The sequence below is a fragment of the uncultured Hymenobacter sp. genome (genome assembly GCF_964243305.1).
Taxonomy (GTDB): domain Bacteria; phylum Bacteroidota; class Bacteroidia; order Cytophagales; family Hymenobacteraceae; genus Hymenobacter.
The window spans coordinates 90192-112428 of the sequence record NZ_CAXTEF010000012.1; the positions used below are offsets into that span (position 1 = coordinate 90192).

The following is a 22237-nucleotide window of genomic DNA, read 5'->3' on the forward strand; positions in this document are numbered from 1 at the left end:
GGCAGGTTGGGCTCATCGGGATTATAAATGACTAAACCGGCTTGCACGAGTTGATGCAACACTTGGCGGCGGAAAGTTTCGCGAGTGTTCTCTTTATATTCCTGGCCATAGCGGGCAGCGATAAAATCGCGGATGCCGCGCGAAACCCGCTTGCTGGAGCCCGTCGCGGCGTTCCACGGGTCGTCAGGCTCCAGGCCCGCCAGCGCCAGCAGTGTGTAAGCTGAAATCTTATTTTGCTGCGCGGCCGGCAATCCTAAGGCTAGCAGAACTTGCTGGGCTTCGCGGACTTTGGCGGGCAGTTCGGCGGCTGACTCGTAAGGGACGCTGGGTTCGGCCATTAGATTGGCAGGAAGGGGGTAGAAAGAATAGGGAAGGTGCAGCAGTTGCGCAACTAGCTCATCGGCCACGGCCCAGCCTTGCGCCTGCACCTGCGCGCCCAAGGCTTCGATGCTGGGCCAGGCCGGCACCGGCAACTCGCGGGCCTCGGTGGCGCTGACCTGCGTGTTGCCGTTGAAAAGCCGGAAAAACTGGTCGTAGGGCCGGCTGCTGAGCAGGGCCGCGAGGCCAACGGCCTGCACCGGGCTAAGTTCGCCCCGGCGGGCGTAGAGGTAGTTGAGCTTGTTTTCCAGGCCCAGGCGCGGGGCGGGCCAGTCGGCAGCCAGGTAGGGAGCGGCTACGAGGCGGCGGGCATCGTCTTTGGCGCTCACGCGGCGCAGCAGCACGTAGTTGCGATTAGGCACCAGCAGCGCGGCCGGCGCGTCGGCGGCTAAGTGTTGCGGCTTAGTACGCGCTACAATAGGCCAGCGCAGCCGCCCGCCCGTGGGCGCCACGTTGTCCATCCACAGCAGGGGTAGGGAATCAGGCGCGGCTTCTTCCCGCAGCGAAGCAGCCGCTCGGAAAGCAACCACAGGACCGGTGGAGACGCCTACGCCGAGGTCGGCCAGCCGGTGGGTCCAGTTCCGAAAGCGAGCCAGCAAGGCATATTCGTCGGCATCGGTGGGCAGGAAAAGCAAGCTGCCCTGGCGCTCGGGGCCAATTAAGTCGGCCAGCGACCGCTCAAACACTGTTGCGCCAGCCAGGTCGTGCATTCCCGCCGAAGCAGTGATGACAACCGGAACCGATACATCAGCTGGGCTACCCGTCTGGCGAACTGCCTTGAATAGAACCGTTTCCTGCAACACGGCGTCCTTCTTAAAGGCAGCGCGTCGGGAATGGAATAAGTGGAAGCGCGACCAGCGCCAATGATGCAGGGCGAAGCGCCGAAACCGGGCAAAGTAGGGCCCGGAGCTGAAGCTGCGCGGCACCAGAAACAGCAGTTCGCCGCCGGGCCGCGTGAGCCGCGCCGCCAGCACCGCAAACAGGGCGTACATGTTAGGCTGCGCCTGCTCGGCGCCCGCCAGGGCGTTGCGCGGGTCGTACTGGCCGAGCTTGAAATAAGGCGGGTTGGCAATGACCACGTCATAGGTGGTCGGCGCGGCTAAGGGGAACTGCCAAACTGCCGCATGGGCCAGCACGAAATCAGCCAGATGCAGCCGGGCAACCAATTCAATGTCCCGCGCCGCCAGCCAGGCGGTTAAGTGGTCGAGCACTGCTTGCGCCGTGGGCCGGAGCTGTTGGTCCAGGTCGTAGGCGTCCAGCTCGATGCGTTGCAAACCAGGAGCAACGGCCGCAAAATGCTCCAGCAGACAGCAACTGAGAATGCCGGTCCCGAAACCCGGGTCGAGCACTCGGACCACGGCGCCGGCCGGCGGAGTAGCCCAACCGGCCAGATACTCCCCGATGCGCGCTGGAGTAAAAAACTGCCCCAACGTCTTTTTGTGCGCAGCGGCAGTCCAACGAGCGTATTGTTCTCCGAGCGTAGCCGCCAGGTGACTAGGTTTTTCGGCAAGCAGTTCCTTGGTAACAACAGATGCGATAACAGATGTAACAGGCGATTCAGCAAATAACATCTCGCAAGATAGGTTTGTGAGGCGGCAGCTAACTCGCAATCGACTTGCTTGAATAAGCAAAAACTTAAAACACGAAACTCCCCTCCCTAAAGGAGCAGAGAACGTGGCGGCGTCAGCGGCCACTGGAGTGAGAGGGCGTTGAGCGAAACCCGAACAATCCCGCTGCGAATTGTCCGGGCTGCTCGCTCGGCGGCGCAAGCACCTCAGTTCGGGCCGGGCGGCCCGCACGTTCCCGCCTCTAAAAGAAGGGGAGCCTTTATTCGATTCAGTAAAATGGCCCTGGCCGCCGGCAGGGGGGTAGGCGGCCGGGCCGTCACTGGAATCGAAGCTTTGCTCTTTCGGAGTTGTACTCCGAAAGTCTGCGCTGAAGGCGGCTTGCCGCCCCCGGCCCATAGGTGTCAGGAGCACAGCGCGGAGTATAACTCCACTTACCGAGTGCTTTCGGAGCACGACTCCGAGAGAGCAGGCGCTGGTGTCGCCCCGCTGGGGCTTTAGCAAATCCCTACCCCTCTCTCTACCAATATGTCGCCCCGCTGGGGCTGACCGCCAACTGTTAACCGCCAACTGTTAACTGAAATTCCCTACCCCCCGAAGCCGCCACCACCCTGCGGGGCGGCCTCAATCTTGCCGGGCTTGGCCTTGCTGGCGCCGATGTACCAGGTGAAGCCGAGCCAGCCCACGCGGCTCTCGTCTTTGTTGTAGCGGAAGCTGCGCAGCAGGTCGGTTTCGATTTCGCTGGCGTAGCGCTGGGTGTTGAGCAAATCCGAGACGCGCAGGGTGAGGGCGGCACGGTCGGAGAACAGGCGCTGGCGCAAGGCGAGGTCCAGTTGGCCTTGCGCCAGCTGCCGGCCCTGCACCGTGAGCGAGGCCGAGCGCAGGTTGCCGCTGAGCTGCACGTCGAGGGTAGGGCGCAGGGTGAAGTTGTTGGTCAGGCGCAGGCTGCCGACCAGGGCCTGGCGGTTGGTGCCGAAGGAGTTGGCGGCGAGCTGGGCGCGGTAGAGCGAGGTGCTGGCGTTCAGGCGCCACCACTTGGCCAGCGGCGCACTCAGGCTGAATTCGGCACCTAGGTTGGTGGTGCGGCCGGCGTTGAGGTAGGTTTCGGCCGTCACCAGGCCCGCGCCGGGGCCGGCCAGGCGGGTGGCCGTGGTGTCGACGGCGCGGATGCGCTGGATGGCATCGGTGGTGAGGCGGGCAAACAGGGTGCTGGTGAGCGTGGCCGCGCCCAGGCTCAGCTGCTGGCCCAGCTCGATGTTGTGGCTGAACTCGGCCCTAAGCCGGGGGTTGCCGAGGCGATAGGAGCGGGGGTCCTGGTAGATGGCCAGCGGCAGCTGCTGCATGAACCCGGGCCGGTTGAGGCGGCGGGCGTAGCTGAGCTGGACCCGGTTTTTGCCCGGCTCTTTGGCCAGCTCCCGGCTCAGCGTGGCCGACGGGAACAGGCTCAGATAATCCTGATTGAGGCTGCCGCGCTGCTCGATGCCCGCCCCGCCCGCGATGCGGCCGCTCAGGCGGGTATATTCGGAGCGCAGGCCGGCCTGGGCGCTCCAGCCGGAGGCCAGCGGGCGCTGCACCGTCACGTAGGCGGCGGGCACGAGCTGGTCGAACGTGTAGGTGAGCGAGCGGGCCGGGTCGTTCTCAAACTCGTTGGCGGTGCTCTCGCGGGCAAAGCCGAATTGATTGGCGCCGTTGGTGGCGTCGTGCTGCACTTTCAGGCCCATTTCCAGGCGGCCCTGGCCTTCCTTGAGCGGGTGGGTGTAGTCGAGCTGCCCGAACTGAATGTTGCTCAGCACCTCCAGCTGCTGGCGGGTGCCGGGCTGGGCAATGGCCGGCGCGCCGGGCTCGGCAAACTGGCGCTGTACCACCGGCACGCTGGCGTCGACGCGCACGCCGCCGAGGTTAGCGCTCAGCTCCCGGCCCTTCTGCTCAGGCCAGGTGCGGCGGTAGCTGGTGCCGTATTCCACATATTTTACGTTTACGTTCAGGTCTTGCTGACCGCGGGTGCGCTGCACGGCGCTGGCGCCATTTTGCTGGGTCAGCTGCTGGCCTTCGCGCTCGAGGTGACGCTCGGCATTGGGTTCCAGACTTAAACTCAGAGTTTGGTTTTTAGGTAGTTCCAGGTCCACTCCTACTTGCAGCGAGTGGTTCACGTGCTGCTCGCTGCCGCGCCCTACCTGGGTGGTTTGCACGGTTTGGGGACCGTCGTTGGTCAGCAGCCGGGCGGTTTGCGCGCCGCGGCTGCGGCTCCAGTAGGTCACGTCGCGGCCGTTGTAGCCGGCCTGCCAGGTGGCCTTGCCCACCTTGCGGCTGAGGCTCAGGTTGCCGCTGTACTTATTATTAGTACCCAGGTTGAGGGCGGCCGTGCCGCTGGTGCCGGGCTTGCTGTCCTTCTTGGTGATGAGGTTGATAACCCCGCCGCCGCCGCTGGCATCGTACTTGGCCGAGGGGTTAGTAATGACTTCTACCTGGGCAATGCGCGAGGCCGGAATCTGGTCGAGGCGCGGACCGCCGGCCCCACCGTTGCCGGTGCCGGCCGGCTTGCCGTCGATGAGGATGGTCAGGTTCGCGGAGCCGCGCATACTCACCGTGCCGTTGGCGTCCACGCTCACCGAGGGCACGTTCTGGAGCACGTTGGCCGCCGTGCCGCCCACGCTGCCCAGGTCTTTCTCCACGTTAATGACGCGCTTGCCCAGCTCTTCCACCACCGTGGCCTTCTGCCCGCTCACCACCACTTCGCCGAGCTGCTTGGTGGCGGCCGGTGCCAGCCGCAGCGCGCCCAGCGCCACCGTGAGTGCGCTGCCGCCCAAGGTCAGGACCCGGCGCTGCGGGGCGTAGCCCAGGGCCAGCCCACGCAGCAGGTATCGCCCGGCCGCCCCGACGGCGGGCACCGTGAAGTGGCCTTCCGGGCCGGTCTGCACGCCCGACACAAACGTGGAATCCGCCGCGCGCAGCAAAATCACGTCGGCAAACGGCAGCGGCTGGCCCGTGGCCTGGTCGAGCAAAGTGCCCGTAACGGCGGCCGGAGCGCTCTGAGTGGTCGGCGCCGTCGTCGTCTGGGCCGCGGCGGGCGTGGTAGCGAGCAGGCCGCCGCTGAGCAGCAGGGCAGCAAAAACCGGGGTAGTAGTTGAGGCAAATGGTTTCATGAGGAAGAGGGGGGTAGGGAAAGGTGAAAGAAGGCTGGCAAGGGCGACGGCCGCGGTTCCGCTGCCCCGGTTGGGGACGCTTCTTAGCTCACTTAGTACCAACTTTCAGCGGGTACTGGGTAATGAACATAACAAAGGTAGCGGCAGGTACTTTGTGAAGCAAGGTACTGGTAGATAATTTGTAATGAACTTTCCAAAATCCCCTCCTACTGCCTGATTATCAAGTAGAAAAATTTAATTCTGCGTGGGTTGGCTCACCAGTTGACCAATCCCAGCAGCTCCCAACCTGCTTCCGGATTGGCAGATGCGGCCCAGGTCCTGGCGGTTGCCCAGGCGGCCCGGAAGTAGGAGCAGGCGCTGAGCCGAGCGCAGCCTGGCGGGTGCGGGCCTGGTCTGGCCGGCCGGTTGGGTGGGTGGCGCGGCCTGGTCCACTGGACCGCCATTGCCACCCGCAGCCCTACCTTGGGCTTCTCATGCGAACCCGCCTTTTACTGTCTGTCCTCAGCTTGGCCGGCGCGCTAGCTGCCTCTGCCCAACTGCCCGCGCCGCCGACTTACCGCGCCGCGCCGCGCACAATCAACGATTTGGTGCACACGCAGCTGGCAGTCAGCTTCGACTACGCCAAGCGCCACCTCCACGGCACGGCGCGGCTCACGCTCAAGCCCCACGGCTTCGCCACCGATTCGCTGCGCCTCGATGCCAAGGGCATGGACCTGAAGGCGGTTGGTTTGATGGAGGGGGGTAGGGAAGTGCCGCTCAGCTATGACTACGCCGACAAGATGAACCTGCGCATCAACCTGGGTCGCCGCTTCCGGCCGGGCGAGGAGTACACTATCCGGATTGCCTACACCGCCAAGCCCGACGAGTTGAAAATCAAGACCAGCGCGGCCATCGGGGAGGCCAAAGGCCTGTATTTCATCAACCCGGATAGCGCCGTGGCGGGCAAGCCGGTGCAGATTTGGACCCAGGGCGAGACTGAGGGCTCATCGGCCTGGTTTCCGACCATCGATAGGCCCAATCAGAAGACGACCGCCGAGATAAGTCTGACCGTGCCGGCCAAGTACGTCACGCTCAGCAACGGCGCCTTGGTCAGCCAGCAGCCCGCCGGCCCCGGCCGGCGCACCGACACGTGGAAGATGGAGCTGCCCCACGCGCCCTATTTAGTTATGCTGGCCGTCGGCGACTTCCGCATCGTCAAGGACCAGTGGCGGGGTAGGGAAGTGAGCTATTATCTGGAGCCCAAGTACGCCGGGCAGGCCCGCGCCATTTTTGGCAAAACGCCCGGGATGCTGGAGTTTTTCTCGCAGCGCCTGGGCGTCGAATACCCGTGGAATAAATACGCCCAGGTGGTGGTCCGCGACTACACGCCCGGCGCGATGGAAAACACGACCGCCTCGCTCTTCGGCGAGCAGGCCCAGGGCACGGCCCGCGAGCTGCTGGATTGGGACTACGCGGGCGTGGAGCGCGAAATTGCCCACGAGCTGTTCCACCACTGGTTTGGCGACTACGTGACGGCCGAAAGCTGGGCCAACCTGACGGTGAATGAGAGCTTTGCCAACTTCAGCGAAGTGCTCTGGGCCGAGCACGAGCACGGCGCCGATGCCGGCGCCGCCCACGCTGAGCGCAACCGCCAGACTTATCTGCGCGACCCAGCCAACCACGCCCTGCCGCTGGTCCGCTTTCAGTACGCCGAAAAGGAAGACCTGTTCGACGCCGTGAGCTACCACAAAGGCGGCAGCATCCTTAACATGCTGCGCAGCTACCTGGGCGAGGAAGTTTTCTTCCGGGGCTTGCAGAAATATCTGAAGGACAACGCTTTCGGCGCCGGCGAGGCGCCGCAGCTGCGCCTAGCGCTGGAAGCGGCGTCGGGGCAGGATTTGAACTGGTTTTTCAATCAGTGGTACTACCGCGCCGGGCACCCGGTCGTGGATATTACGTATCGGTGGGAGGCGGCGCGCCAGCGCCAGGCAGTCATCGTGCGCCAGACGCAGGCCGGCGCGCCGTTCGTGCTGCCGCTCAGCGTAGAGGTGTACGCCAACGGCCGCGCCCGGCGCTATGCGGCCACGCTGCGCCACGCAGCCGACACGCTCTACTTCCCGGCCCCTACCCCCCCTGATTTGGTCAACGTGGACGCCGAGAAGGTGCTGCTCTGGCAGAAGACCGACCACAAGACGCTGGCGCAATTTGCCTATCAGCAGCGCCACGCCCCCCGCTACCTCGACCGGCTCGAAGCCTTATTCGCCGCCCAGGCCCGGCCCACCGACCCGCTGGCGCGCAAAATCGTGCTGGCCGCGCTCAGTGATAAATCGCCCATCCTGCGCCGCTTAGCTATTGAAAAGCTCGACCTTAAAAACGCGGTCCTGCGCCCGGCCGCCGCGCCCGTGCTGGCCCGGCTGGCGGCGGCTGATTCCGCGTTGCCAGTAAGAGCCGCCGCCCTCACGGCGCTGGGCACGCTGGCCGACCAGCGCTACGCCCCACTATTCACGAAAGCGCTGGCCAGCCAGTCGTACCGGGTGCAGGGCGCGGCGCTGCGGGGCCTGCTGCCGCTCCAGCCCGCGCTGGCACTGGCCCGCGCCACCGCTTTTGAGGCCGACCACAAAGGCGCCCTGACCGTCGCGCTGGTGGCAATGTATGGCCAGACGGGCGGCCCGGCGCAGTGGCCGCTGGTGCTGGCCAAGTTCGACGCCGCCGGCCCCCAGGACCGTTTCGACATGCTGCCGGGCCTAGTCGCGCTGCTCCCGCGCCTCAACGACCCGGCCGCCTGGCCCCAGGGCATCACGCGCATTAAGGAAATGGCCGTGCGCTTCAAGCCCTACGGCGTGGCGCCGGGCCTCACCGGGCTGCTGCGCCAGCTAGAGCGGAGTCAGGCGGCGCGGCCTACTGCGGCGCGGGTTTCGGGGCTGGTAGCGGCAGCGGTGAAGGAGATTGAGGAAGCCAAGTAGCCTTGCGCCAGTCCCGAAACCGGCATTTCCCTACCCCCCCTCTAAGGTGAAGGAGGGGGGTAGGGAAATGCCGGTTCGGGGCTGGCGCCACTACTTCCGCTTGGGCAGCGCCGTCTTGGGCTTCGTGACCGGCTTGGGGCGGGCTTTGGGGTCGTAGACCTGGCCATTGCGGTAGGTCACGGTGCGCTCGGGCGTGGTGCCGTCGGCGCGGAAATAGGTCCAGTCGCCGGTTTGCTTGCCGGTGCGGTAGGCGCCGGTCAGGGCCACGGTGCCGTCTTCGCGCAGCTCGCGGTAGGCGCCCGCGAGCTGGCCGTGGAGGTAGTTGGATTCAGCCCGCAGCTTGCCGGAGGGGTAGTATTCCTGGCGCAGGCCAATGACGAGGCCACTCACGTAGGGCTGGCGGCTGAGCACCTGGCCGTTTTCGTAGTAGGTCAGCTTCGGCCCATTGAGGCGGCCGGCCTGGTAGGTTTCCTCGGTCTGGGGCTGCTTGCCGCCGGGAAAATACGCGCGCCAGGTGCCGGCCGGCCGGTTGTTCTTGAACAGCTTTTCTTCCCGCTTGCCGCCGTCCGGAAAGTAAGCCGTGATTTTGCGGTCGCGCCCGGCGTTGCCGTAATCGGTTTCCTGCGCCAGCTTGCCATCCTCGAGAAACTCCTCGCCGTGGCCCACCGCCACGCCGTTGCGGTAAGTGGTCTTGGCCTTAATCTGTCCGCTCTCATAGTAGGAAGTCGCCGGTCCGTCGAGGTTGGCCGTGCCGGTGGGCGGGGCCACGCGCTTGGTCAAATCGTCGCCCAGTGGGTTGCGCACGGCCCGCTGCACGAGCGGCGCGGGGGCGTAGGTGCCCTCGGTCTGGAGCTTGCCGCTGGGATAGAAGCTGCGGTAGCGTCCGCGCCCGGTGGCATCGGCCAAGACTTCGGTTTCGGGCTGCCCGTTCTCGTAATACGTCTTATAGGGACCGGATAATAAACCTTTGCTGAGCGTGCCTTCGCTTTGAACCTGCCCGCCGGGATAGTAAAACTTTACTGCCCCGCTGGGCTGGCCCTGCACGTAGCTGATTTCGGCCTGCGGCTTACCGCTGGGATACAGCGCTTTTACAGCCCCGTTGGGCTGCCCCTTGACCAGCGTGGTTTGCAGCTTGATGCTGCCATCGGGGTGGTAGTAAGTGAGCGGGCCGCTGGGCAAATCATCTTCAAAACCACCCTCCTGGGCCGGCTTGCCATCCGCGTAGTACGTTTTGAACGGGCCCTGGCGGATGCCCTCTTTATAAGTAGCTTCGAGCTTGCGGGTGCCGTTGAGGTGAAACTCCACGTAGGCCGAATCGCGCTTGCCATCGGAGTAGCGAGTCTGGGCTTCGAGCTTGCCGGAACGAAAAAACCGTTTATACGGGCCCTGCATTACGGTGTCGGCGCTCACGAGGGCCGTGAAAATCTCGCGCTTCGTGGTTTTGGTCGAGTCGAAGTAGGTCGTGAAGCGCTTTAATTTCTGGCCGTGGGTAAGCAGCGGCAGGCAAAGCAGGAAAAATAAGCTGAGCTTTTTCATGGCCGCAATAACGCGGACTTCGCTTGATTCGTGCGGGGTAGGCTTTCACGCGCAGTTCCGCAAAGTGCGAGAAGTCGCGCAAAGTTGGCTACCGCTGACTTCGCGCGACTTCTCGCACTTTGCGGAACTGCGCGTGAACCGGCTACAGCGCTTCCAGAACAATGGAGCTGGCGCCGCCGCCACCGTTGCAGATGCCGGTGACGCCGATTTTGCCGCCCTCGTTCTTCAGCACGTTCAGCAGCGTCGTCACGATGCGCGCCCCGGAGGCGCCGAGCGGGTGGCCCAGGCTCACGGCGCCGCCGTACACGTTTACCTTGGTGCCTTCCAGGTTCAGCAGCTTGTTATTCGCCAGCGACACAACCGAAAAAGCCTCGTTGATTTCGTAGAAATCCACGTCGGCAGCGTTCACGCCGGCGTTTTTCAGCGCCTTTGGGATGGCCAGTGAGGGCGAGGTCGTGAACCATTCCGGCGCCTGCTCGGCGTCGGCGAAGCCCAGGATGCGGCCAATGGGCTTCAGACCTAGTGCCTCGGCTTTCTCGCGGCTCATGAGCAGCACGGCGGCGGCGCCGTCATTGAGGGTGGAGGCGTTGGCGGCCGTCACGGTGCCGTTTTCCTTCAGGAACGCCGGCTTGAGGCCGGCGACCTTGGCAAAATCAACTTTCAGGTACTCTTCGTCATCCTCGATGACCGTGGTTTTGCCGCGGCTTTCAATCGTGACGGGCACAATTTCGTCCCTTTTCTTGCCTTCCTTGGCGGCTTTGGCGCTACGGGTGTAGCTCTCGATGGCAAACTCATCCTGCTGCTCGCGGGTGAAGCCCATTTCCTTAGCCGTGTTCTCGGCCGCGTTGCCCATCGCGTAGTCGTGGTAGGGGTCCCAAAGGCCGTCGCGCACCAGACCGTCAATCATCTGCCCGTGGCCGTACTTGGCCCCAAAACGGGCCTTGTCGAGGTAGTAAGGCACGTTCGACATGCTCTCCATGCCGCCAGCCAGAATCACATCGGACTGCCCCAGCATAATGGCCTGCGCCGCGAACATAATGGCTTTGGAGCCCGAGGCGCACACTTTATTAACGGTCGTGCACTCCACAGTATCGGGCAGGCCAGCCTTTTTGGCGGCTTGACGGGCCGGGGCCTGGCCCAGGTTGGCCGAAATCACGTTGCCCATAATCACCTGCTCAACTTCCGAGGCGGCCACACCGGCTTTGTCCAGCGCGCCTTTCAGGGCAATGGCGCCCAGCTCAGTGGCCGAAAGCGAGGCCAGCGCCCCCCCAAACGAGCCAATGGGCGTGCGCACGGCGGCAATAATGACAACTTCCTTGATTTGCATAAATGCGGGAAAAGACAAAAAAAGAGTGGGGTGGGAAAAAAGGGTGGGGTGGGAATAGAGTGCAAAGATAAGCGCAAACGATTGCACCAACCTAAATCAGCTTACCAAGTGGGTTCGCCCGGCCGCGGGCGCCGGCCGGCTGGTCGCGGACGCTGCTGCAAATACTGCGCTTCCTGCGCCCGCAGCGCTTCCAGCAGCTGCCGGGCCTGGCCGGGGGTCAGGTTGAGCTGGCGCAGGCGCTCGCGCTGGGTTTGCAGCTGCTGGTCGGCGTCGGTGGCTGGCTCAGTGCCAGGCCGGCTGCTTTGGCCGGCTGGGGGCCGGGCGCCGTTGAGGTTTGCGTTGGGGCCCCGCTGCCGGCCAGGGGCGGCGCCGGCCGGTAGGGGGCGCGTTGGCCCGGCGCCCGGCCGCTGGCCGCCACCCGCGGCCGGGCCGGGTGCCACGTCGGGGCGGGCGGGGTCAGGCTGCCCGTTGGCTGCCGGGCGCGGCTGAGGTGGGCCGCTCGGTGAGCCCGGCTGCGCGGCATCGGGCAGCTGGCCGGGCCGGTCGGCGCCGGGGCGGGAAGCGGGCTGCGGCTGCGGCGCCTGGTTTGGAGGGGCCGGAACGGGCGACTTTTCCGGCATCGGGGGTTTGGCGCCGGGCGGGGGGGTAGGCGGTTTGGCGCGCGGCGCGCCCAGCGATGGCAGCTGCGGGGCGGGCTGCCGGGCCAGAAATTCGCGCAGCACCTCGTAGTTGTAGCGGGCCGCATTGTTGGTGGGGTCGAGGCTCAGGGCCTGGCGCAAGAGGCCCAGCGCCTGCGCGTACTGCCCCTGCCCGGCCCTGAGCACGGCCAGCTGCTGCCGGGCCACGCTGCCCAGCCGGGCCGGCACCCGCCCCGCCGACAAAAGCTGCCCGTAGGTGGCGCGGGCCGCAGCCACCTGGCCCGCCTGCGCCTGGGCGTGGGCCAGGTTCAGCAGCAGGCGCGGGTCGGGCACGGGGCGGGGGGTAGGAATTTCCAGCGCCCGCCGAAAGGCCGCCGCCGCGCCCGCCGGATTGCCTTGGCGATAGGCGGCTTGCGCCCGTGCCAACGCCTCGTTACGCTCCCCCACCCGGCTCAGCCAGCGCCAGCCGGGCCCGCTGCTCAGCAGCAGCAGCGCCAAAACCAGGTGTCTCATGGCCGAATAATGGTGATGGTGAGCACCACGTCCAGGGCCAGCAGGAGCAGGGCGGCGGCCAGCGGAAAGCGGTAGCGGTTGTGGGCGACGCTCACGGTGCGCACCTGCTGGGTGGGGGCGGGGGCCGTGCGCAGCAGGGTGAGCAGGGTCGGAAAGCCATTCTGCCGGTCGTTCAGCTCCAGGTAGCGGCCACTGGTCTGGGCGGCCAGCTGAAGCAGTGGAGCTTCGCGCAAACGGCTGCGCACGACTTGACCCTTGGCGTCGCGCAGGGGCCGGCCATTGGGACCGGGCAGCTGGCCGCCGGCCGCCGTGCCCACGCCCACGGCATACACGCGGGCCCCGGCGCGGGCCAGCGCCTGCACCGTGGGTTCCAGATTCTCGCCGAAGTCCTCGCCGTCGCTGACCAGCACCACGGCCGTGGCGCGGGGGGGTAGGGCAGCGGACTCGCCTAGAGCGGCAGCCGCTGGCGTGAGGCGGTGCAGCAGCAGCTCCAGCGGCTCGCGCAGCGAAGTGGGACCGGGCGCGGCCAGCCGGGTGCTGAGCGTGCTGATGAAAGTTTGCAGCGCTGCCTGGTCGTAGGTAAGCGGGCACTGCACAAACGCCTCGGCCCCGAACACGAGCAGCCCCAGCCGGTCGGCCGGAAACTGGGCCGCCAGGCGCTGCAGCTCGGCCTGGGCTCGCAGCAGGCGGGTAGGGGCTACATCAGCCGCATCCATCGAGCGCGACACGTCCACGAGCAGCCACACGTCCTGGCCGGTGGTGCGCACCGGCTGCTGGCGCACGCCCAGCGCCGGCCCCAGCCAGGCCAGCAGCAGGCCCGCGCCGGCCAGCAGCCGCAGCGGCAGCTTCCAGCCCAGGCGGCCCGCGCCCTGGCCCAGCACCCGCGCCAGCCGCCAGGCGCGTCGCCAATGCAGGGCCAGCAGCAGCAGGGCCAGCAGCGCCGCGCCCAGCGCCAGGCCGAAATCAGGATATGCCCAGGTCAATTAGTTAGTGAGCAGTTAACAGTGAAGTAAGCAGCTAGTAAAGACAACGGCAGGGCGTTGCGGGCGGGTTAAAAGAGGCATCCGCCAAAGATAATGGCGGCGGGCAGCGCAGCATTTACAACAACAGCTTCGGTCAGCCCCCTTGCCCCTGCTCCCCATCAGTAGCAGGCAGTAAACCGCCGTTCGGTTTGCTCGGCGTGGTTATCCGGTCTTTAGAGTGAGTTAAAAGTTGAGAGTTAAAAGTATCCGTCTAAGTTTTAACTCTCAACTTTTAACTCAATTTAAAAACTCACTTTGACCTGAAAAACGGCGGTAGGCATTTAGGCGGCGGCTGTCGAGCGGAGTGTTGGTCAGCAAACGCCCCGCACTTCACGGGCGGCTAAGCGGCCAGCGTCGGCTGCGGCTTGGGCGGAGTGGCTGCGGCTTTGGCAGCGGGCTCCGGCTCGGGGAGCCAGGCGTCGAGCAGGCGCTGGCAGAGCGGCAGGAGCGGGGCGAAAAGCAGCACGCCGCTCACGTTGAAGAGCACGTGGGCGTGGGCTATCTGCCGGGCCACGTCGGCGTGGCCAGCCAGGCGCAGTACCAGCGCCGTGAAGGGGCCGATGAGCAACAGGCCCAGCGTGATGCAAATGGCATTGAACGCCAAGTGAAACAAGCCCGTTTTGAGGGCGGCGCGGCCCCGGCCAATGGTGGCCAGCAGCGTGTCGGAGCAGGTGCCCAGCTCGGCGCCCAGCATCACGGCAATGCCGGCGGGCAGCGTGAGCAGGCCCTTGGCCGCCAGCTTGATGACCATGCCCAGCGTCGCCGACGATGATTGAATCACCAGCGTCAGCAGCGCCCCGGCCCCGGCGCCGCGCACCGGGTTTTCGAGCTTGAGCAGCCAAGCCTGTACGCCCCGGTATTCTTTGAGCGGCGCGGCGGCTTCGCCCATCAGAAACAAGCTGAAAAATAGCAGCCCGAAGCAAAATAAGGCCCGGCCGATGGTGCGCCCCCGCCGCTTTTTGCTCCACGTGAGCAAAAGCAAACCTGGTAGCATGGCCACGACGGCATACTGTCCCAAATCGAAGGCGAACAGCTGGCTGGAAATGGTCGTGCCGATGTTGGCTCCCAGCACGACCCCCAGCGAGTTGCGGAACGGCAGTGCCCCGGCACTGACCAGCGCGATGGCCAGGATGATGACCACCGACGAAGAGTCGAGCAGCGCCGTGACGACCGTGCCGGTCAGGATGGCCATCGGCACCGTCTTGGTGAAGCGGTCGAGGATACTTTTCATGCGCTCCCCGGCCACCTGGCGCAAGGCTAGCGAAAGCCGGCTCACGGCGTACAGAAATAAAACCAGCCCGCTGAGGCCGAGCAGAATAATAGCGAGGACCGAGGAGTTCATAACGGTAGGCCCGCCGGATTAGCCGGGGGCGCGGTATCAACGCAAGCCGGCGCGCCGGAGCCGCGCCGGGCCCGTGAAGAAATTGTTACCCAGGCAGGCCCCGCCGCCAACGCCCCCCCCCGTGGCGACTGCCACCGATAATATTTTTGAACTCAGGCGCGGCTTTTTCAAAAGGGCCCGTATATTTGTGCCCGCTTCAAGAGGAAGCGAATAACAGCCGAGGGAGAAGTGGGTGAGTGGCTGAAACCAGTAGTTTGCTAAACTGCCGTAGCTCTAAAGGTTACCGGGGGTTCGAATCCCCCCTTCTCCACTTTTCAGGTTATGAGTTAAAAGTTATGAATTATGAGTTGTTGTTCGACCAACTCATAACTTTTAACTCATAACTCTTTCTCGGGGTGTAGCGTAGCCCGGTATCGCGCCTGGTTTGGGACCAGGAGATCGTAGGTTCGAATCCTGCCACCCCGACACAACAAAGGCCCTTTCTAGCGAGAAGGGCCTTTTTTATTTCCTGCCATTCCTGCCTTTGGGCCTATAGTTTAACGGATAAAACGGGGGTCTTCTAAACCCTTGATTCAGGTTCGATTCCTGGTAGGCCCACGACAAAGTCCCTGGTACACTGCCAGGGATTTTTTTATGGTGTACACCGGGTTTTGGCCGCAGTGGATAGCACGAACCGGTGGAGCCGGGCGCCGCCCAGGTCAGGCCCGCCGGGCCCAGGGCCCGCTGGTGCCCCCTACCGTCCGGAGCTAGAGGCTTAGTGCGCCTCAGCCAGGGCTTTCGCAGCCAGGGCTACCTCAGCGGCGGTTTTCTTGCGGGTGCGCAGCAAATACGTCAGGGGCAGGACCAGCACGAAAAACAGGCCTACAAGCCGGAACGTATCCAAATAGGCCAGCAGATACGCCTGCCGGTCGACCTGGAGGTCCAGAATGCGGTAGCCCTGGGCCACGGAGCTATCCAGGTGCCGGAGCCGGTCGGCCAGCAGCGGGTTGCCGGGGTCGAGGTGAGCGACCAGGTCGGCGCGGTGCTGGGCGAAGTCGCGGGCCACGTAGGTGTTGGCCAGCGCGATGCCAAAGGCCCCGCCGAGCTGCCGAATCATGTTGTTGAGGGCAATGGCATTCGGAAAATCCTGGGGCGCGAGGCCCGCCAGGGCCTGATTAATGAGCGGCAGCTGCAAGAGCGTCACGGCCACGACCCGCAGCAGCTGGGCCCAGTAGAAGTCCCAGGGCCCGGCCTGCCCGTTGAGCGTGCCGCTGTAAAAGCCAAAGCCGATGAAGAGCACGGTGCCGGCGATAATGTAGGGCAGGGGCGAGTCGCCGGCCGAGAGGCGGCGGCCGATGAGCGGAAACAAGGGCAGGCAGGTGAGCGTGGGCCAGAGCAGCGACACGCCCGTCATCGTGGGCGAAAAGCCGTTGACGCGCTGCACCAGCACCGGGTAGATGAACACGGACGTGAACAGGCCCAGCCCGGCCACGAAGCTGAAAATGGTCGTCACGCCCAGCGTACCCTTGCCCAGCACGCGCAGGTTCACGATGGGATGGGCCGTGGTGAGCTGCCGCCACACGAAGCCGCCGAGCCCGGCCACCGCCAAAAACGTGCACCACCGGATGGTCGAGTCCTCAAACCAGTCGTCGTGCTGTCCTTTTTCCAACACGTACTGCAAAGCTCCTACCCCCACCGCCAGCAGGACCACGCCCAGGTAGTCGATGACAATCTGGCTTTTGCGCTGGCCCTCGCCCGGCTTTTTGTCGATGTAGAAGAAGGTGAGCAGGGCCGCAGCAATGCCCACGGGCACGTTGACGTAGAAAATGTACGACCAGTGGTAGTTGTCCACGATGAGCCCGCCCAGCAGCGGCCCCAGCGTGGGCCCGAGCACGATGCCCATGCCGAAGATGCCCGCCGCCACGCCCCGCTGCTTGGGCGGAAAGGCATCGAAGAGAATGCTCTGCGAGACCGAGAGCAGCGCCCCGCCGGCCAGCCCCTGCGCGAAGCGCCAGCCCACCAGCTCGACCAGCCCCGTGGAGGACGCGCAGCCGTAGGAGGCAATGGTGAAGGCGATGATGGAGGCCAAATAATAGTTTTTGCGTCCAAAATACTCGGCCAGAAACCCGGTGAGCGGAATAATGATGACGTTGGCGATGGCGTAGGCCGTAATCACCCAGGCCACGTCCTCGATGGTGGCCCCGATGGCGCCGGCCACCTCCGTCAGAGCCACGTTGACAATGGTGACGTCGAGCAGCTCCATGACGGCCGCCGAGATGGTCGTTACGACGATGATGACGCGCAGAAAGCCGGTTGGGGTAGCCGCTACGGCAGAAGAAGGAGCCATGACAAGGGCGGGAAAGCCGGAGGAATTCTTGGTTTATTACCCAAAGTAAGAGAACCCATGATAAGTTACGAACGCAGGCTCAGCCGCTGCCCGCCCAGGCCGGCCTATGCCTGCCCTGCCGGGCCCGCGCCCTCTTCGATGCCGTGGGCCCGGCACCTGCGCGGGCCCGTGAACCGGGACCCTACCCCGCTCGGAGGCCTGAATGCCGGCCGACGCGCGGGGGCGGCCCTCGCGCCGCCAGAAAATATCACTGGACCCGCTACCCGGCCTCTAACCGACGACCGGTGCCGCGATAAAACGAATCATCGGGAATGGCGACCTGCGGCGACGGAGTCGAATCACGCCAGGAAGCGGCTGCTTCTGATGGCGTTGGGCTATCCCGGCTGAAGTACAGGATATGCCCGAGAAATAGCTAAAACGGGATAATTTCGCTACTTTTGGTGTTGAGTGAACAGCTGACCAATCAGCCGAAAATAACCCCTGAGCATGAGCGAATCAACCGCAGCAATTCAAGACAAGCCGGTCGCCAACGACTACTCGGCCGACAGCATCCAGGTACTGGAAGGCCTCGAGGCCGTGCGGATGCGGCCCAGCATGTACATCGGCGATACCGGCTTTAAGGGCCTGCACCACTTGGTCTGGGAAGTGGTCGACAATTCCATCGACGAGGCTATGGCCGGGCACTGCGACCGGATTGAAGTTACCATCAACGAAAACAATTCCGTTACCGTCAAGGACAATGGCCGGGGCATCCCGGTCGATTTTCACCAGAGAGAGGGCCGCTCGGCCCTGGAAGTGGTCTTGACCGTGCTGCACGCCGGTGGCAAGTTCGACAAGGGCTCCTATAAAGTATCAGGCGGCTTGCACGGGGTAGGGGTGAGCTGCGTGAACGCGCTCAGCACCGACCTGAAAGTAAACGTGCGCCGCAACGGCCATCTCTACGAGCAGGAGTACAAAATTGGCTTCCCGCAGTACGACGTGAAGGAAATTGGCGACAGCGACGAGCACGGCACCGAGATTCAGTTTCTGCCCGACGCGAGCATCTTCACCGAAACCGTTTATAAGTACGAAACCGTGGCCTCGCGCCTGCGCGACTTGTCCTATTTGAACAAGGGCATTCGTATTACCCTTCGGGACCGCCGGGAGAAAGAAGAAAACGGCGAGTTTCGCTACGAAGAGTTTTATTCGACCGGCGGCCTGCGCGACTTCGTGCAGTACCTCGATGGCAAGGAGCGGCCCTCGCTGCTCGCGGAGCCGATTTACGTGGAGAGCGAAAAGGGCGGCACGCCGGTGGAAGTGGCGTTGCAGTACAATACTTCGTACCAGGAAAACGTCTATTCCTACGTCAATAATATCAACACGATTGAGGGCGGCACGCACGTGGCGGGCTTCCGCTCGGCTGTGACGCGGGTGCTCAAAACCTACGGCGACAAGAACAAGCTGTTCGAGAAGGCCAAGGTCGAGATTACCGGCGACGACTTCCGCGAAGGCCTGACGGCCGTTATTTCGGTGAAAGTGGCCGAGCCGCAGTTTGAGGGCCAGACCAAAACCAAGCTCGGCAACTCCGACGTGAGCGGCGCGGTGAACTCGGTGGTGGGCGAGATTCTGACCCAGTATCTGGAAGAAAATCCGGGGCAGGCTAACCGCATCATGGAGAAGGTGATTCTGGCCGCCAAAGCCCGCATCGCCGCCCGCAAGGCCAAGGATATGGTGCAGCGCAAGGGTGTGCTCTCCTCCAACAGCCTGCCGGGCAAGCTGGCCGACTGCTCGGAATCGGACCCCGAAATCTGCGAGCTGTACCTCGTGGAGGGGGATTCGGCCGGCGGCACGGCTAAGCAGGGGCGCAACCGCGCGTTCCAGGCCATTCTGCCGCTGCGCGGCAAAATCCTGAACGTGGAGAAGGCCCAGGAGCACCGCATCCTGGAGAATGAGGAAATCAAGAACATGATTACGGCGCTCGGCGTGACGTTCAACGAGCGCAAGTCGCTGGCCTTCAACACCGATGATGAGGGCACCGAAACCGGCCCGCTCAATTTCGACAAGCTGCGCTACCACAAGGTCATCATCATGACCGACGCCGACATCGACGGCTCCCACATTCGAACGCTGATTCTGACCTTCTTCTTCCGCTACATGCGCGAGCTGGTCGACCGCGGCATCATCTACATCGCCCTACCCCCCCTCTACCTCGTTAAGCGCGGCAAAGAGGAGCGCTACTGCTGGACCGAGGACGAGCGGCAGGCGGCCCAGGATGAGATGGGCCGCGGCCGGCCCGAAACCGTGAACGTGCAGCGCTACAAGGGCCTCGGCGAGATGAATGCCGAGCAGCTCTGGACCACGACCATGCAGCCCATGACCCGCACCTTGAAGCAAGTCACGGTCGAGTCGGCCGCCGAAGCCGACCACTTGTTTTCCATGCTGATGGGTGATGAAGTGGCCCCGCGCCGCGATTTCATCGAGCGCAACTCCAAGTACGCCAAGCTGGATGTCTAGACCACGGATTTGTCGGATTAATCGGATTTTGTGGATGATTGGATTGTAAAAACAAAAGCCTCTTGCAAACGCAAGAGGCTTTTGTTTTTACAATCCTCTTATTTGCTACTCCACTATATTATGAGCGAAATTGTAACGCGACAATTAATTTCATCCGGTGCGCCGTGGGAGGCACTGGTCGGCTACTCGCGGGCTGTGCGCGTAGGTAACGTCGTGGAGGTGGCGGGCACCACGGCGCAGGACGGCGACACTGTAACCGGCGGCGCGGACGTGTATTTGCAAACCCGGCGTGTGCTGGAGAAAATCGGCGAAGCCCTGGCGGCGGCCGGCGCCTCGTTTCAGGACGTGGTGCGCACCCGCATGTTTGTGACGGACATCTCGCGGTGGGAGGCCGTCGGGCGGGCGCACGGCGAGGTGTTCAGTGAAATTCGGCCGGTTACGACGATGGTGGAAGTGCGGGCGCTGATTGACCCGCGGCTGCTGGTCGAGATTGAGGCCACGGCCATCATGGCTGATTCAGCAGCGACGGCGTAAATTTCGAATCTATGACTTCCGTTACCATGACGCCCATTACCGATATTTCGCAGCTCGACCCCGATGGCAGCTATAGCTACGCTGATTACCTGACGTGGCGTTTCGCGGAATACGTGGAGTTGATTAAGGGGCGCATCCTGCGTAAGATGTCGGCGCCTTCGGAACTGCACCAGCAGATTTCGTCTGACTTGCATGGCGTAATTTGGAATCATCTGCGGCGTAAATCCTGCCGGATTTATGCCGCGCCGTTTGATGTGCGGCTCTTGCGCAGCACCGGCAACGGTGACGCGCAGGTGAAAACCGTGGTGCAGCCGGACCTGTGCGTGGTCTGCGACCTGGCCAAAATTGACCGGCGCGGCTGCGTGGGCGCCCCCGACTGGATTATTGAAATCGTGTCGCCCGGTTCGCTGGTGCTCGACACGCGCACCAAGTTTGACCTCTACGCTGAAAACGGGGTACGCGAATACTGGATTGCCTTCCCCGGCGAGCAAACCATATTGGCCTACGCACTGGCCACTAACGGCGATTACGAGTTGACTGGCACTTACGCCGAGCCGGGCGCTATGGCCTCGCGCACGTTGCCGGAGCTGGCCATTGACTGGGCCGACATTTTCACGGAGCAGTTATAGTAGCCGGCTCGTATTTGCTGCTGATATGATGCCGCTTAGGTCGCCGACGCTGGTTTGCTCTAGCAGATAGCGTTGCAGCTCGGCGAAGGGGGTAGGAAACTCCCGCGCCTACCGCAGCCGCAGCACCACGTGGAGCAGGTGGGCGTGAGTGGGTATATATTATTAACTCTCCAAGCTTGAACAATTTACGAAGATATGAGCAAATTACTGGCGGTAAATTCTCTTGTTGAAATACTTTTTAGAAGCAATGTGCTCTGCTTGATAAATGTGTCGATTTCTTGAGAGAGTTTACCAATAATTATGCGTCTTTTATCTGGGTTCGCTAACTCAAGTGTTGATTGAGTATCAAAGCTTCTGAAGTTTATGTTGCCTTCTGCTTCTTTATATCCGAGCCACCGCTCATCTTGTGCCGATGTGATTGACTGGATAGCTCTCGTCACGTCCTCATTGATATTGACATCAAAGTTGTCTTTAACGGCACATTTAAGTATGCCGTAGTAAACCGTTTCCCATCCGCGGTCTATCTTGAACTTAATTTGTATGCCGTCAAAATGACCAAGTTTAATCATTAAGCCATAGTGTGGGTCTCTATTTCGGTTGGCGTGAACCATAACGCTTATCTTGTCCTCGGAGAATTTGCCGTCAGAGGAAATAGGATAGTTATAGTCGGAGCTTAAAGCTGTTGACAAGTCAGTCCAGAAATTCCATTCTGTATGCCAGCGCACATGATTCCAATTGCGGGCTATAATCATGGCGTATTCTGCATTTTTGCCTTCAGCCATCAAGCGCACAACGTCGTGCTCCTCAGTCTTATTCATGTTTTTTCCTGTGAGGTGGTCAACTAAGTTTTGATACTGGATTAGGGTCTCGCGTACTCCTGGCTGAGTAGCGGCTTCTTTGATGCAGTTAATGAGCCAATGGCCTATTTCGCTGGAGTAAGAAATCAGATTTATCTTCTTTTGCATATTGCCAACTGACCAATCAGATGGTTCTCTGCCATCTAAAGTTAAGTACAATAAAATTGGATTGCGATTGGAATCAATAGCGTAATTACAATAGCGTTTTAGTTGCTGAAATTGGTCGCTTGCATAAATTTTGTTTTCTACTACGACTGCGTTTTGGTTATCCTGGATGAGAATATCAATGTTGGCGTGTTCCCGTAATACTTGGACAGTGTCGTAGTTTAGAGCAGGGAGCTTACACTGTTCTGCAAAGAGTTGAAGAAACTTACTTCCCATCCCGTGGCTCCCCAGCGGATTTAGAAGTTCGTACAAAAACCGAGAGTGCAGATTTACTTCATCTGAGTCGTTTCGCAAGATGCTAAAGATGTTGAAAGCATCCTTTGGTTGAGTTAGCTTTTGACGTAGCTGGATTGCGTCAAGTTTGTTGAGCAGGGATTGTAGTTCTGTTGTCATAGTAACAAATATATTAAAATTTATTAATTTAAGTTTTGTAAAATGTTCCAGCCACCACAAAGGTGTTCCCGACCAATAACAAAGCATGACGCTGCCTGAACCTATCCCGCCCTTCTCCATCTACTCCCCTTTAGATGCTCCCATTATTGCCCTGAGCAACCAATACCGAGTACCGCTCATCGGCGGCACGGCTTTGGAAATGCTGGTGCGGCACTACCGGCTGCCAGTGGAACGTCCTCGCTCTATTAATGATATTGATTTTGTCTGCTTCCGGCAGCCTCGTGCCAACCGTGCCGGTTTTCGGCTAGCGCTACTGCACCTGGGCTTGAAAATTCGCGATGAAAACCCATTCAGCATCCATTTCGCCACGGATGAGGTGGTGTACGCTTCCCTAAATAGGAAGCCAGTTTGGAGTAGAGAAAGGCGTACTTTCA

At 62.4% G+C, this 22237-nt stretch carries 14 protein-coding genes and 3 tRNA genes; 8 read left to right on the plus strand and 9 right to left on the minus strand.

All coding sequences use genetic code 11. The annotated features are described in order from the left end of the window. A partial coding sequence (locus ACFE70_RS09520) for an Eco57I restriction-modification methylase domain-containing protein (protein WP_375417517.1) occupies nt 1–2342 on the minus strand: 2342 nt, incomplete at its 3' end. A gap of 188 nt (nt 2343–2530) precedes the next feature. Further along, nucleotides 2531–5086 carry a TonB-dependent receptor domain-containing protein gene (locus tag ACFE70_RS09525; protein WP_375417503.1) on the minus strand — a complete coding sequence of 852 codons (2556 nt, stop codon included), beginning with the start codon at nt 5084–5086 and terminating at the stop codon, nt 2531–2533. A gap of 473 nt (nt 5087–5559) precedes the next feature. On the opposite strand from ACFE70_RS09525, the gene ACFE70_RS09530 reads away from it, so the two are divergent. Beyond that, on the plus strand, nt 5560–8028 hold the full coding sequence (locus tag ACFE70_RS09530; protein WP_375417504.1) for a M1 family aminopeptidase: 2469 nt from the start codon (nt 5560–5562) through the stop codon (nt 8026–8028). 90 nt (nt 8029–8118) lie between these two features. Here the strand turns inward: ACFE70_RS09530 and ACFE70_RS09535 are convergent, their stop codons facing one another. From ACFE70_RS09535 to ACFE70_RS09555, 5 genes are all read right to left on the minus strand, one after another. Beyond that, on the minus strand, nt 8119–9564 hold the full coding sequence (locus tag ACFE70_RS09535) for a toxin-antitoxin system YwqK family antitoxin (protein ID WP_375417505.1): 1446 nt from the start codon (nt 9562–9564) through the stop codon (nt 8119–8121). Between the two features lie 142 nt (nt 9565–9706). Next, nucleotides 9707–10891 carry an acetyl-CoA C-acyltransferase gene (locus ACFE70_RS09540; RefSeq protein ID WP_375417518.1) on the minus strand — a complete coding sequence of 395 codons (1185 nt, stop codon included), beginning with the start codon at nt 10889–10891 and terminating at the stop codon, nt 9707–9709. Nucleotides 10892–10992: 101 nt separating this feature from the next. Next, nucleotides 10993–12042, minus strand: coding sequence for a tetratricopeptide repeat protein (locus ACFE70_RS09545; RefSeq protein ID WP_375417506.1), 1050 nt, complete (start codon nt 12040–12042; stop codon nt 10993–10995). Continuing rightward, a complete protein-coding gene (locus ACFE70_RS09550; protein ID WP_375417507.1) occupies nt 12039–13025 on the minus strand; it encodes a VWA domain-containing protein in 987 nt (328 codons plus the stop codon). The genes ACFE70_RS09545 and ACFE70_RS09550 overlap by 4 nt, the downstream gene beginning before the upstream one ends. 379 nt (nt 13026–13404) lie before the next feature. Beyond that, the gene (locus tag ACFE70_RS09555; RefSeq protein ID WP_375417508.1) at nt 13405–14406 is read right to left on the minus strand and encodes a Na/Pi cotransporter family protein; all 1002 of its coding nucleotides are present in this window, start codon (nt 14404–14406) and stop codon (nt 13405–13407) included. 222 nt (nt 14407–14628) lie between these two features. Here ACFE70_RS09555 and ACFE70_RS09560 point away from each other — a divergent pair. From ACFE70_RS09560 to ACFE70_RS09570, 3 genes are all read left to right on the plus strand, one after another. Next, a tRNA-Ser gene (locus ACFE70_RS09560) sits at nt 14629–14716 on the plus strand. 81 nt (nt 14717–14797) lie between these two features. Beyond that, nucleotides 14798–14871, plus strand: a tRNA-Pro gene (locus ACFE70_RS09565). 60 nt (nt 14872–14931) lie between these two features. Beyond that, nucleotides 14932–15003 (plus strand) — tRNA-Arg (locus tag ACFE70_RS09570). 157 nt (nt 15004–15160) lie between these two features. On the opposite strand, the gene ACFE70_RS09575 is transcribed toward ACFE70_RS09570, so the two are convergent. Beyond that, complete coding sequence (locus ACFE70_RS09575) at nt 15161–16732, minus strand: DHA2 family efflux MFS transporter permease subunit (protein WP_375417509.1); 1572 nt, start codon at nt 16730–16732, stop codon at nt 15161–15163. Nucleotides 16733–17218: 486 nt separating this feature from the next. On the opposite strand from ACFE70_RS09575, the gene gyrB reads away from it, so the two are divergent. The 3 genes from gyrB to ACFE70_RS09590 all read left to right on the plus strand — a co-directional run bounded on the left by gyrB (nt 17219) and on the right by ACFE70_RS09590 (nt 20388). Next, complete coding sequence (gene gyrB / locus ACFE70_RS09580) at nt 17219–19225, plus strand: DNA topoisomerase (ATP-hydrolyzing) subunit B (RefSeq protein ID WP_375417510.1); 2007 nt, start codon at nt 17219–17221, stop codon at nt 19223–19225. A gap of 120 nt (nt 19226–19345) precedes the next feature. Next, nucleotides 19346–19759 (plus strand): RidA family protein, encoded by a 414-nt coding sequence (locus tag ACFE70_RS09585; protein ID WP_375417511.1) that lies wholly within the window; start codon nt 19346–19348, stop codon nt 19757–19759. An 11-nt stretch (nt 19760–19770) separates the two neighbouring features. Then, nucleotides 19771–20388, plus strand: coding sequence for a Uma2 family endonuclease (locus ACFE70_RS09590; protein ID WP_375417512.1), 618 nt, complete (start codon nt 19771–19773; stop codon nt 20386–20388). Nucleotides 20389–20573: 185 nt separating this feature from the next. On the opposite strand, the gene ACFE70_RS09595 is transcribed toward ACFE70_RS09590, so the two are convergent. After that, a complete protein-coding gene (locus ACFE70_RS09595; RefSeq protein WP_375417513.1) occupies nt 20574–21803 on the minus strand; it encodes a PD-(D/E)XK nuclease family protein in 1230 nt (409 codons plus the stop codon). Nucleotides 21804–21888: 85 nt separating this feature from the next. Between ACFE70_RS09595 and ACFE70_RS09600 the strand changes: the two genes are divergently transcribed. After that, a partial coding sequence (locus tag ACFE70_RS09600) for a hypothetical protein (RefSeq protein WP_375417514.1) occupies nt 21889–22237 on the plus strand: 349 nt, incomplete at its 3' end.

Excerpts from the sequence above, each read along its gene's own strand:
- ACFE70_RS09535 (WP_375417505.1), bottom strand. The coding sequence starts at position 9,564 with ATGAAAAAGCTCAGCTTATTTTTCCTGCTTTGCCTGCCGCTGCTTACC.
- ACFE70_RS09540 (WP_375417518.1), bottom strand. The coding sequence starts at position 10,891 with ATGCAAATCAAGGAAGTTGTCATTATTGCCGCCGTGCGCACGCCCATT.
- gyrB (WP_375417510.1), top strand. The coding sequence starts at position 17,219 with ATGAGCGAATCAACCGCAGCAATTCAAGACAAGCCGGTCGCCAACGAC.
- ACFE70_RS09555 (WP_375417508.1), bottom strand. The coding sequence starts at position 14,406 with ATGAACTCCTCGGTCCTCGCTATTATTCTGCTCGGCCTCAGCGGGCTG.
- ACFE70_RS09530 (WP_375417504.1), top strand. The coding sequence starts at position 5,560 with ATGCGAACCCGCCTTTTACTGTCTGTCCTCAGCTTGGCCGGCGCGCTA.
- ACFE70_RS09525 (WP_375417503.1), bottom strand. The coding sequence starts at position 5,086 with ATGAAACCATTTGCCTCAACTACTACCCCGGTTTTTGCTGCCCTGCTG.
- ACFE70_RS09575 (WP_375417509.1), bottom strand. The coding sequence starts at position 16,732 with ATGGCTCCTTCTTCTGCCGTAGCGGCTACCCCAACCGGCTTTCTGCGC.
- ACFE70_RS09545 (WP_375417506.1), bottom strand. The coding sequence starts at position 12,042 with ATGAGACACCTGGTTTTGGCGCTGCTGCTGCTGAGCAGCGGGCCCGGC.
- ACFE70_RS09585 (WP_375417511.1), top strand. The coding sequence starts at position 19,346 with ATGAGCGAAATTGTAACGCGACAATTAATTTCATCCGGTGCGCCGTGG.
- ACFE70_RS09590 (WP_375417512.1), top strand. The coding sequence starts at position 19,771 with ATGACTTCCGTTACCATGACGCCCATTACCGATATTTCGCAGCTCGAC.
- ACFE70_RS09595 (WP_375417513.1), bottom strand. The coding sequence starts at position 21,803 with ATGACAACAGAACTACAATCCCTGCTCAACAAACTTGACGCAATCCAG.